Source organism: Flavobacterium sp. GNP010 (genome assembly GCF_056428945.1).
On sequence record NZ_JBWJVK010000053.1, the window covers coordinates 1 to 12252 of the forward strand.

Here is a 12252-nt window from a genome sequence, read left to right on the forward strand (position 1 = left end):
AATTTAAATTACATTTTAGATATAAATACTATTTTTTAGTTGTCATTTATAACCAAAAATAGTATTTATGTTTTTCAATTAGAACTATATCGCCACCTTTACTTTATCAAAAGAAATAAATTTTTTTAAAAAATATAGCGTTATGTGTGGAATAGTATGTGCCTTTGACCTCAAACAAAAAGCGGAAGTTTTAAGACCGCAAGTATTAGAAATGTCTAAAATTATTCGTCATCGTGGACCAGATTGGAGTGGAATTTTTAGTAATGAAAAAGCGATTTTATCTCATGAGCGTTTGGCTATTGTAGATCCAGCTTCGGGAAAACAACCTTTACTCAGTGAAGATAAACAATTGGTTTTAGCAGCAAACGGTGAAATTTACAACCACAGAGAATTGCGTAAACAATTTGAAGGCAAGTACAAATTCCAAACCGAAAGTGATTGCGAAGTGATTTTAGCTTTGTACAAAGAAAAAGGACCTCATTTTATAGATGAAATGAATGGGATTTTTGGATTTGCTATTTACGATGTAGAGAAAGATGAGTATTTTGTTGCTCGAGATCACATGGGAATTATTCCATTGTATATTGGTTGGGATGAGCATGGAACTTTTTATGTAGCTTCTGAGTTGAAAGCGCTAGAAGGATATTGTACAAAGATCCAATTGTTTCCTCCAGGACATTATATGACAAGCAAAGACGGGGAATTTGTACAATGGTATAAAAGAGAATGGACTGATTATGATGCCGTAAAAGATAACGAAACAAACATTCAAGATATAAAAGTAGCTCTAGAAGCTGCGGTTCATAGACAATTGATGAGTGATGTGCCTTATGGTGTTTTGCTTTCTGGAGGATTAGATTCTTCTATTACTTCGGCTGTAGCCAAAAAATATGCGCAAAAACGTATCGAATCTGGGGATGTTGCTGATGCTTGGTATCCGCAATTGCACTCTTTCTCTGTAGGTTTAGAAGGTTCACCAGATTTAGCCGCTGCACAAATCGTGGCAGATCATATAGGAACGATTCACCACGAAATTAAATTCACTATCCAAGAAGGTTTAGACGCCGTTAAAGATGTAATTTATAACTTAGAAACGTATGATGTGACTACCATTAGAGCCTCGACACCCATGTGGTTAATGGCGAGAGTGATCAAATCAATGGGTATCAAAATGGTATTGTCGGGTGAAGGAGCAGATGAACTTTTTGGAGGATATTTGTATTTCCACAAAGCGCCAAACGCAAGAGAATTCCATGAAGAAAACGTTCGTAAATTAGGTAAATTGCACATGTATGACTGTTTGCGTGCGAATAAAAGTTTAGCAGCATGGGGAATTGAAGGTCGTGTACCATTTTTAGATAAAGAATTTATGGATGTGGCCATGCGCATTAATCCTCAGGATAAAATGATTAATGCAGAGCATCCAATGGAAAAATGGGTCGTTCGTAAAGCTTTTGAAGAGATGTTGCCGCCAAGTGTAGCTTGGAGACAAAAAGAACAATTTAGTGATGGTGTTGGATATGGATGGATCGATACCTTGAAAGCTACAGTTGCTGTTGAAATTTCAGATGAACAATTAGCCAATGCAAAATATAAATTTCCTTTACAAACGCCTACATCAAAAGAGGAATATTACTACCGTTCTATTTTTCATGAACATTTTCCGAGTGATGCCGCAGCTTTGTGCGTACCACAAGAGGCAAGTGTAGCGTGCAGTACAAAAATTGCTTTAGAATGGGATGAAGCCTTTAAAAACATGAACGATCCTTCCGGAAGAGCAGTCGCGAGTGTGCATGATGATGCGTATGTGAAAGCATAAACAGATAATAAACAGGATTTTATAAATAGACGAACGCTCTCTTATTTGAGGGCGTTTTTTTATAGTAGTAATCATAATGGTCAAGTTAAGAATTCAAAAATTTCTTTTAATTCCGTTTGTTTAAAATAATTCGGTTCAGTTTTTTTATATTAGCCTAACTAAATTTTTTATTATGAAATCTATTTCACTCTACCTAGCTTTAATTTTGATGATCTCCTGTGATCAAAAAAATAAAATTTCTGTCGATACTATAATTACTGATGCAACAATTTACTCAGTAAACAACTCTTTTCAGGAGTTTTCTGCAATGGCTATTGATAAAGGAAAAATTGTAGCGATAGGCACAAATGGTGACATATCAAAACAATACGAATCTAAAAATACAATCGATGGGGATGGCAAGTTTATTTATCCAGGATTAATTGATGCGCATTGCCATTTTTACAGCTACGGATTAAGCTTGCAAGAAGCTGATTTGCGCGGTACTAAAAGTATGGCTGAAATCGTTAGCCGTTTGCAAGCATTTCAAAAGGATAAAAACCCAACTTTTATTGTGGGTAACGGCTGGGATCAAAACGATTGGCAAGTAAAAAAGTATCCTACAAAAGCCGATTTAGATGCGGCATTTCCTGATATTCCAGTTGTTTTAAATAGAGTAGATGGTCACGCTATCATTGTAAATACCAAAGCTCTGCAGATGGCGGGTATTACAAAAAATACGAATGCTGATGGTGGTCAAATAGAAATTGCAAATGGTGAGCCAACCGGAATTTTAGTGGATAATCCGATGGAATTGGTTTTTAAAATAATTCCAAAACCAACACGAAAAATACAAATAGCAGCTTTGTTAGATGCTGAAAAAGTAATGTTCGATTATGGATTAACTACTGTAAACGATGCTGGTTTAGATCCAGATATTATCAACCTAATGGATAGTTTGCAAAAAGCAAAATTAATGAAGTTGAACGTATATGCTATGATCACAGCCAACCAAAAGAATATTGATTTGTACCTTAAAAAAGGAATTTACAAAACAGATAATTTGAATGTGCGTTCATTTAAGATGTACGGCGATGGTGCACTGGGTTCGCGTGGCGCTTGTATGCACAAACCATATTCGGATAAACCAGATCAATACGGTGCTTTGTTAGCGCCAATTTCAGGATTAAAAGATGTTGCCATGCAAATTGCAGCTTCAAAATTTCAATTGAATACGCATGCTATTGGAGATTCAGCTAACACAGTGATTTTGAAGATTTACAGCAAAGCTTTGGCTGGAACCAAAGACCGAAGATGGAAAATTGAACATGCCCAAGTGTTGCGAGAAGTAGATTTTGATTATTTCAAATTCGGAATTATTCCCTCGGTACAGCCTACTCATGCTACATCAGATATGTATTGGGCTGAAGACAGATTGGGAAAAGAAAGGTTAAAAAATGCCTATGCGTATAAAAAATTGCTACAAAAAGCGGGGACTATTGCATTGGGAACTGATTTCCCGGTTGAGGAAGTGAACCCGATGCTTACTTTTCATGCAGCAGTAGCTAGAAAAGATACAAAAGAATATCCAAAAGGTGGTTTTCAAATGGAAAATGCGCTTTCAAGAGCAGAGACTTTGAGAGGAATGACACTGTGGGCGGCGTATTCTAATTTTGAAGAAAAAGAAAAAGGAAGTCTGGAAGTAGGTAAATGGGCTGATTTTGTGATGTATGACCAAGATTTGATGAAAGTAGAAGAGAATAAAATAGTTAAAATGAAACCTACAGCAACCTATTTAAAAGGTCAGAAAGTGAAATAAGGTGGTAAGAAAGATTTTATCTTCTTATTCATGATCAAATATAGATTTTGAGTTACATTTTAAATATAAAAGTTAAGTTTTAGTAACAGATAGTAATTAATAGTTGAAATTATATTTCGTATCGGTAGTAGTTGGCGCATATTTGTCAACTTGCAATTAAAAGAATTAAAATAGGGAACTATGTGCGGAATATTAGCGATCATTGGTAAAGGAAAAGAGGAGCAGCTAGTAAGGGATCTCTCTAAAAGAATGGCTCATAGAGGCCCAGATGAAAACGGTTTGTTTATTACTGAAAAAGGATATTTTTTAAGTCATGAACGGCTTTCTATTGTAGATTTAAGTACTGGAAAGCAACCCATTCAAGGGACTACCACTGCTTATATGGTTCATAATGGAGAAATTTACAACCACAAAGAACTTCGTTCTGGTATTTTGAAAGGACATACTTTTAGAACGCAATCAGACTCAGAAGTAATCGTGCATTTGTACGAAGAATTTGGCTTTGATTTTTGTGATAAACTGGACGGCGATTTTGCTTTTGTCATAGTTGATGGAGACAATTATATGGCCGCTCGCGATCCATTAGGCGTGAAACCCTTATATTATGGTTTAGACGAACGAGGAAGAATTTATTTTGCCTCCGAAATGAAAGCTATTGTTGATCAATGTAAAACGTGTTCTACGTTTCCTCCCGGGCATTATTACACGGCAAATACGGGTTTTGTAAAATATTTCAGACCTGAATTTGAAAATTTTGAGAAAGCAAATCAAGAAACAGATTTTGCACTAATTAGAAATGCACTGATAAAAGCTACTCAAAAAAGACTAATAGCAGATGTTCCTATTGGCGTCTTACTGTCAGGAGGTTTAGACTCTTCTTTGATAACGGCTATAGCTGCGAGATTACAAGCAGAAAGCGGAAAAAAATTACAGTCTTTCGCAATTGGTTTAGATGCTAATGCGCCTGACGTTTCAGCAGCGCGCAAAGTAGCGGCTTTTTTGAATACAGAGCACAACGAAATTTACTTTACTGTCCAAGACGGAATCGAAATTATTCAAGAAGTGATACGGCAAATAGAAACCTATGACGTCATTACTGTTCGAGCAAGTGTTCCTATGTATTTTGTTGCAAAAGCTATAAAAAAATCAGGGATTAAAGTGGTTTTGTCTGGAGAAGGTGCGGATGAAATTTTTGGTGGGTATTTGTATTTTGCCAATGCCCCTTCGGTTGAAGATTTTCAGAAGGAAACCATCGAAAGAGTCCAAAAATTATTCACAGCTGATTTATTACGAGCAGATAAAGCAATGATGGCTCATGGTGTAGAGACTAGAGTTCCGTTTTTAGATAAAGAATTTTTAGATATTGCTATACGAATTAAAGCAGAAGAAAAAATGCCTAAGACGTATCATGGTAAAGAAAAATACATTTTGCGAAAAGCTTTTGATTTTCAGGACGATTCCTATCTTCCAGACGAAGTTTTATGGAGGCAAAAAGAACAATTTTCGGATGGTGTTGGGTATAATTGGATTGATAAATTGATTGATTATTGTGCAACACAAGTTACAGATGAGCAATTAGCTGGAGCTGCAATCGAGTTTCCGTATAATTCTCCTGCAACTAAAGAGGCCTATTTTTACAGGTCTATTTTTAATAAGTACTATCCGCAGACAACTGCTGCACAAACAGTTAGAAAATGGATTCCAAAATGGCAAGAAAATTTGGATCCAAGTGGAAGAGCAAATTCGGCACACATGCAAGCAGATACTGAAATTGCAAAAACAAGAGGTACTTTTTAACCCATTATTTTTGTTTTGCTTTAGATATAAAAATGCGCTCTAGTTGAAGCGCATTTTTTTCGTCTTATATGAACAAATGTTAATAACTTAAGTACTTAAAAAGGTATTTTAACGGTTATATAATTTGTGATTTTATATATTTGCCTGTTAGACAAAAATTACGTTTTTAGAATAAAATATATGAGCGAAGAAATCAAGAAGGACAATTATTCAGCGGATAGTATTCAGGCGTTAGAAGGAATGGAGCATGTAAGAATGCGACCATCGATGTATATTGGAGATGTAGGTGTTCGAGGACTACACCATTTAGTTTATGAGGTTGTAGATAACTCTATTGATGAGGCAATGGGTGGCCATTGTGATACCATCAGAGTCGATATTAATGAAGATGGATCTATTTCTGTTGAAGATAATGGACGTGGTATTCCGGTTGGTATTCATAAAAAAGAAGGTGTCTCAGCATTGGAAGTCGTAATGACTAAAATTGGTGCTGGAGGTAAGTTTGATAAAGATTCCTATAAGGTTTCTGGAGGACTTCACGGTGTTGGAGTTTCTGTAGTGAATGCTTTGTCCAATCATTTGAGAGCTACCGTTCACAGTAGTGATGGAAAAGTATACGAGCAAGAATATGAAAAAGGAAAAGCGTTGTATCCGGTTAAACAAATTGGAGAAACAACCAAAAGAGGAACAATCGTTACTTTTTATCCGGATCCAAGTATTTTTACGCAAACAATAGAGTATTCTTATGATACTTTATCCGCTCGTATGCGTGAATTATCTTATTTGAATAAAGGAATCACAATTACTTTTACTGATAAAAGAGAATTAGATAAAGATGGGAATTTTGTTTCTGAAATTTTTCATTCTGATGAAGGTCTAAAAGAATACATCCGTTATTTAGACGGGAACCGTGAGCCAATTATTGCGCACGTGATTTCTATGGACCATGAAAAAGGTGAAATTCCGGTTGAGGTTGCGTTAATTTACAATACAAGTTATACAGAGAATATTTTCTCTTACGTAAATAATATCAACACACACGAAGGAGGAACGCACTTGCAAGGTTTCAGGACCGGTCTTACGAGATCGTTAAAGAAATACGCGGATGCTTCTGGAATGTTAGATAAACTGAAATTTGATATTTCTGGTGATGACTTCCGTGAAGGTTTAACAGCTATTATTTCTGTAAAAGTTGCTGAACCACAATTTGAAGGACAAACCAAAACGAAATTAGGAAACAGAGAAGTTGTTTCTCCGGTTTCTCAAGCGGTGAGTGAAATGATTGAAAATTATTTGGAAGAAAATCCAAATGATGCCCGTATCATTGTTCAAAAAGTAATTCTTGCAGCACAAGCGCGTCACGCAGCTAAAAAGGCACGTGAAATGGTACAACGCAAAACCGTAATGGGTGGCGGTGGATTGCCAGGAAAATTATCAGATTGTTCAGAGCAAGATCCTGCAAAATGCGAAGTATATCTTGTCGAGGGAGATTCGGCAGGAGGAACAGCAAAACAAGGTCGTGATCGTGCGTTTCAAGCTATTTTGCCATTACGTGGTAAGATTTTGAACGTAGAAAAAGCGATGCACCACAAGGTTTTTGAAAACGAAGAGATTCGAAATATATTTACTGCTCTTGGAGTTACAATAGGAACTGCCGAGGATAGTAAAGCCTTAAATATTGAAAAATTACGCTATCATAAAGTAATTATTATGTGTGATGCCGATGTCGATGGTAGTCACATTTCTACTTTAATCTTGACGTTCTTCTTCCGTTTTATGAAAGAATTAATAGAAGAAGGTCACGTATATATTGCCGCACCACCTTTATATTTAGTCAAAAAAGGAAACAAGAAAGAATACGCTTGGAATGACGTACAACGCGATCAAGCGAATGAACGAATGGGCGGAAGCGCAGGAATTCAACGTTATAAAGGTCTTGGAGAGATGAACGCGGAGCAATTATGGGAAACTACAATGGATCCAAGTTTTAGAACCTTGCGTCAGGTAACAATTGACAGTTTGGCTGAAGCCGATAGAGTTTTCTCTATGTTAATGGGAGACGAAGTACCACCAAGAAGAGAGTTTATTGAGAAAAATGCAGTCTATGCAAATATTGATGCGTAATAAATAAACTATTAACCACAGAAATTAACTAATAACCGAATAAACTTTAAAATATGAAAGTTACCATTGTAGGAGCAGGGAATGTAGGTGCAACCTGTGCAGACGTGATTTCTTATAGAGGAATTGCTAGCGAGGTAGTGTTGCTTGATATCAAAGAAGGTTTTGCTGAGGGTAAAGCGCTAGATATTATGCAATGTGCTACCAATACGGGTTTTAATACCAAAGTATCAGGCGTTACTAATGACTATTCTAAAACAGCAGGAAGTGATGTGGTAGTGATTACATCAGGAATTCCAAGAAAACCAGGAATGACTCGTGAAGAATTGATAGGAATCAATGCAGGAATTGTGAAAACAGTTGTTGAAAACGTACTGAAGTTTTCTCCAGATACAATAATAGTTGTGGTTTCTAATCCTATGGATACCATGACGTATTTAGCATTGAAAGCTACTGGATTGCCAAAAAATAGAATTATTGGAATGGGTGGAGCACTAGATAGTTCACGTTTTAGAACGTATTTATCTTTAGCTTTAAACAAACCGGCTAATGATATTTCAGCGATGGTTATCGGAGGGCATGGTGATACTACTATGATTCCGTTGACAAGATTAGCATCTTATAATGGAATTCCAGTTTCACAATTCCTATCTGAAGAAGAATTGAAAAAAGTAGCTGCAGATACGATGGTTGGTGGAGCAACACTTACAGGTCTTCTTGGAACATCAGCTTGGTACGCACCGGGAGCTTCAGTTGCTTTCTTGGTAGATAGCATTTTGAATGACCAAAAGAAAATGATCGCTTGTTCTGTTTTTGTTGAAGGAGAATACGGTCAAAATGATATTTGTATCGGTGTACCTTGTATTATCGGTAAAAATGGTATCGAAGAAATTCTTGATATAGCCCTTAATGATGAAGAAAAAGCCTTGTTTGCAAAAAGTGCAGACGCGGTTAGGCAAATGAATGATGCCTTAAAATCGATTTTAGCGTAAAAAAATATACATATAACGAGGAAGACTGCTACTATGCAGTCTTTTTCTTGAGATTAATTAATAAATAAATTGGTTAATCTTAACGTTAATTATATATTTGCTCGGTTTAAAAAAATAATGTAGAACTGGATTTATCTTTTTTTTGGTAAAAAAATGGATGCCAAGTCACATTTTATAAGGTTTAAAGCAAAAATAAATAAATAAAAATAATTAATTTTTAGTAATAATGCAGAATAAAGGACTTATTAAATTTTTCGCAATTCTATTTGCATTGGTGAGTATTTACCAACTTTCGTTCACTTTTGTAGCCAGTAAAGTAAAAAGCGATGCAAAATCTTTTGCTAATGGAAATGCTGACAAAGAAGTAAAATATTTAGATTCTATCGGTAAGGAAAAAGTATTCAATATTGGTTTTACTGATTTTACTTTTAATGAGGTAAGTGACAAACAAATCAATAAAGGTCTTGACTTAGAAGGAGGTATCAATGTGATACTTCAAATATCAGTGAAAGATATTTTAAAAGGATTATCTAATAATTCTAAAAATCCAGTTTTCAATAAATCTTTGGCTGACGCAACTGCGGATATGCAAGGAAATAAATCCTATTTGGATAAGTTTTTTGATGCTTTTGAAGCAAATTCAAAAGGAACGGTAAAATTAGCTTCTCCAGATATTTTTGCAAATAGAAGTTTGCAAGGTGAAGGTGGTGTTGATTTTCAAATGTCCGATTCTGAAGTTCAAAAAGTAATCAAAAGAAAAGTTGAAGAATCTGTTGAGAGTGCTTTTGGTGTATTAAGAAAACGTATCGATCAATTTGGTGTAACACAACCTAATATTCAAAAATTAGGTAACTCCGGTCAAATTCTTGTAGAACTTCCGGGTGCTAAAGATGTAGATCGTGCAAAAAAATTATTATCAAGTACGGCTCAATTACAATTTTGGGAAACGTATAAAATTGAGGAAATTGGTAATTTCTTAATGGCTGCTAATGAGTCATTGAAAAAAACAGAAGTAAAAATTACTGAAGTTAAACCAATAGTAAAAGATTCGTTAAGCGCTTTGCTTGCAGATACTAAGGATTCTACTGTTGCTAAAAAAGGTCAAAATCCTATATTTGATAAAATTGTTGGTCAAGGTGGAGGTCCAGTTTTGGGACTTTTCTCTCCAAAAGATACGGCAACAATCAATGGATATTTAAAAAGAGCAGATATCAGAATTTTATTAGCAGGTGATCAGCGTTACGCCAAATTTGTTTGGGGTATTCCAACAACAATAAAAGATGCTAAGGCAAAAGATATTGAAGTATTAGAATTGTATGCTTTAAAAGGAAATAGAGATAATGTTCCTGCTATGGCTGGTGGTGTTATTACTGATGCAAAAGATACTTTTGATCAATTGGGTAAACCAGCGGTTTCGATGCAAATGAATGGTCAAGGTGCAAAAGCTTGGGAAGAATTAACAGGAAGAGCATATACTCAAAAAAGTAATATTGCGATTGTTCTGGATGATGTGGTTTATTCTGCACCAGGCGTTTCTACAGGACCAATTTCAGGTGGTAGATCTGAAATTTCTGGAGCTTTTGATGTAACTCAAACTAAAGATTTAGCAAATGTTTTAAGAGCAGGTAAATTACCAGCTACTGCTGATATTGTGCAGTCAGAAGTTGTAGGGCCATCCTTAGGGCAAGAAGCTATTGACAATGGAACTAATTCAGCAATTATAGGTTTGCTTTTAGTATCATTATGGATGATGATTTATTATGGTAAAGCAGGTTGGTATGCTAACATTGCATTGGCGATAAACTTACTTTTCTTGTTCGGAATTTTAGCAAGTCTTGGTGCTGTTTTAACTTTGCCAGGTATTGCAGGTATTGTTTTAACAATGGGAACTGCTGTCGATGCAAATATTATTATTTACGAAAGAGCAAAAGAAGAATTAAGAGCGGGTAAAACGCTGGAGGAAGCAGTTAAAACATCCTATAGCTGGAGAGGTGCGATGTCATCAATTACAGATGCGAATGTTACGCACATTTTAACAGGTGCTGTGTTGTTTATATTTGGTTCAGGACCAATTAAGGGTTTCGCGACTACATTATTAATAGGTATCATAACGTCATTATTTACTTCTATTTTTATCGCTAGAATTTTTATTGACTTGAATATTAGCAAAAAGAACAACTTGACATTTGTTACTAATTTCTCTAAGAACATGTTCAACAACTTTCATTTTGATTTCTTAGGAGTTAAAAAATGGACGTATTTGTTTTCAAGTATTGTAGTAGTAATCAGTGTAATATCGTTAGCAACAAATGGTTTAGATGAAGGAGTTGATTTTGTGGGAGGAAGAACATTTCAAGTGCGTTTCGAGAAACCAGTTGAAACAGAAACTGTAAAAGCAGAATTAGCTAAAGTTTTAGATGGTAGCGCCGAGGTGAAAATTTTTGGTAATAGCAACCAATTAAAAATAACAACGAAGTATAAAGTTGAAGAGCCAGGAATAAAAGCAGATGAAGAAGTAAACAAACTATTGTTTGGAACTTTGAAAAAGCATTATTCAGCAGATATGACCTATGAAAAATTTGTAAACGCATACGAAGGGAAAACTTTTGGTATCGTACAAGCATCAAAAGTAGGTCCAACAGTTGCTGAGGATATCAAAACAAATGCGTATTGGGCCGTTCTTGGTGCTATGGCAATTGTGTTTTTATACTTGATGATCAGTTATAGAAAATGGCAATATAGTTTAGGTGCGATTGCAGCTGTGGCGCACGATGTTATTTTTGTATTAGGTATTTATTCTTTATGCTATAAGTTCATGCCTTTCGGAATGGAGATTGATCAGCACTTTATTGCTGCGATTCTTACTGTAATTGGTTACTCAATGAATGATACTGTAATTGTATTTGATAGAGTTCGTGAATTTTTAGCTGGAAAGACTAAAGGTACTTTCTCTGATATTGTAAATCAATCTATTAATACAACAATGTCTAGAACTATTAATACATCCTTAACGATGATTGTGGTTTTACTAATTATGTTTATTTTTGGTGGTGATTCTATTAGAGGATTTATCTTCGCAATGTTAGTAGGTATCATTGTAGGAACATACTCTTCATTGTTTATTGCGACACCAGTTTTGGTTGACACCATTTCTAAAGAAGATAAAAATAAAGTAGAAAAAGAACATCAAGAAGTTTAGTGTAATTTTTATACAAGGTTAAAAAAAGAGATTCAACGAAAGTTGAATCTCTTTTTTTTGGTCAAAAGTAGCCTATAGATTAGTCTCTTTCTTTGTTTTGCTACTGTGTAAAGAATTTTATCTTGTATTTACTATTCTAGATTATTAAGGTTTTTATAATGTAATTTGTATGCAAATACCACCGTATCTTATCTAGTATTTTTCAATTAAATTAATAAAGGTGGAGTGACCTTTCATTACTTTGAAAGTGTTGAACTACGATTTGACAAAAGGATTACTAGTTTTAGAATATTCAATAATCATCATAATGGGTGAGTAGTTGCAAAGTTTTTGTTACAATGAGTTACTTTCTGCGTTGTTAGTTTGTTGTTTATAAATTCTTTCATGTTAACATAGAATATTAGTATTAAAATAAAAGCGTTATCCACTCAGTTGCAGATAACGCTTTGTTATTTTGTAATAATATAGTTTTTATCACTGCTATCCGAAAGTCTAAAATAAAAAGAGCCTTAGAATCCCGTATTTT

At 34.9% G+C, this 12252-nt stretch carries 6 protein-coding genes; all 6 read left to right on the top strand.

What is annotated here, in order from left to right; all coding sequences use genetic code 11:
• Positions 1–142: 142 nt before the first annotated feature.
• The 6 genes from asnB (AC061C_RS14405) to secDF all read left to right on the top strand — a co-directional run bounded on the left by asnB (AC061C_RS14405) (position 143) and on the right by secDF (position 11726).
• Positions 143–1819: an asparagine synthase B gene (gene asnB / locus AC061C_RS14405; RefSeq protein ID WP_478291755.1), complete on the top strand. Its 1677-nt coding sequence runs from the start codon at positions 143–145 to the stop codon at positions 1817–1819.
• 172 nt (positions 1820–1991) lie between these two features.
• Positions 1992–3617 carry an amidohydrolase gene (locus AC061C_RS14410; RefSeq protein WP_478291756.1) on the top strand — a complete coding sequence of 542 codons (1626 nt, stop codon included), beginning with the start codon at positions 1992–1994 and terminating at the stop codon, positions 3615–3617.
• 180 nt (positions 3618–3797) lie between these two features.
• Positions 3798–5414 (top strand): asparagine synthase B, encoded by a 1617-nt coding sequence (asnB, locus tag AC061C_RS14415; protein ID WP_478291757.1) that lies wholly within the window; start codon positions 3798–3800, stop codon positions 5412–5414.
• 180 nt (positions 5415–5594) lie between these two features.
• Entirely contained in the window at positions 5595–7538 is a 1944-nt protein-coding gene (gene gyrB, locus AC061C_RS14420; RefSeq protein WP_282743231.1) for a DNA topoisomerase (ATP-hydrolyzing) subunit B, read from the top strand.
• Between the two features lie 53 nt (positions 7539–7591).
• Positions 7592–8527, top strand: coding sequence for a malate dehydrogenase (gene mdh, locus AC061C_RS14425; protein WP_478291758.1), 936 nt, complete (start codon positions 7592–7594; stop codon positions 8525–8527).
• A gap of 226 nt (positions 8528–8753) precedes the next feature.
• A complete protein-coding gene (gene secDF / locus AC061C_RS14430; protein ID WP_478291759.1) occupies positions 8754–11726 on the top strand; it encodes a protein translocase subunit SecDF in 2973 nt (990 codons plus the stop codon).
• Positions 11727–12252: the final 526 nt, after the last annotated feature.

Excerpts from the sequence above, each read along its gene's own strand:
- asnB (WP_478291755.1), top strand. The coding sequence starts at position 143 with ATGTGTGGAATAGTATGTGCCTTTGACCTCAAACAAAAAGCGGAAGTT.
- AC061C_RS14410 (WP_478291756.1), top strand. The coding sequence starts at position 1,992 with ATGAAATCTATTTCACTCTACCTAGCTTTAATTTTGATGATCTCCTGT.
- asnB (WP_478291757.1), top strand. The coding sequence starts at position 3,798 with ATGTGCGGAATATTAGCGATCATTGGTAAAGGAAAAGAGGAGCAGCTA.
- gyrB (WP_282743231.1), top strand. The coding sequence starts at position 5,595 with ATGAGCGAAGAAATCAAGAAGGACAATTATTCAGCGGATAGTATTCAG.
- mdh (WP_478291758.1), top strand. The coding sequence starts at position 7,592 with ATGAAAGTTACCATTGTAGGAGCAGGGAATGTAGGTGCAACCTGTGCA.
- secDF (WP_478291759.1), top strand. The coding sequence starts at position 8,754 with ATGCAGAATAAAGGACTTATTAAATTTTTCGCAATTCTATTTGCATTG.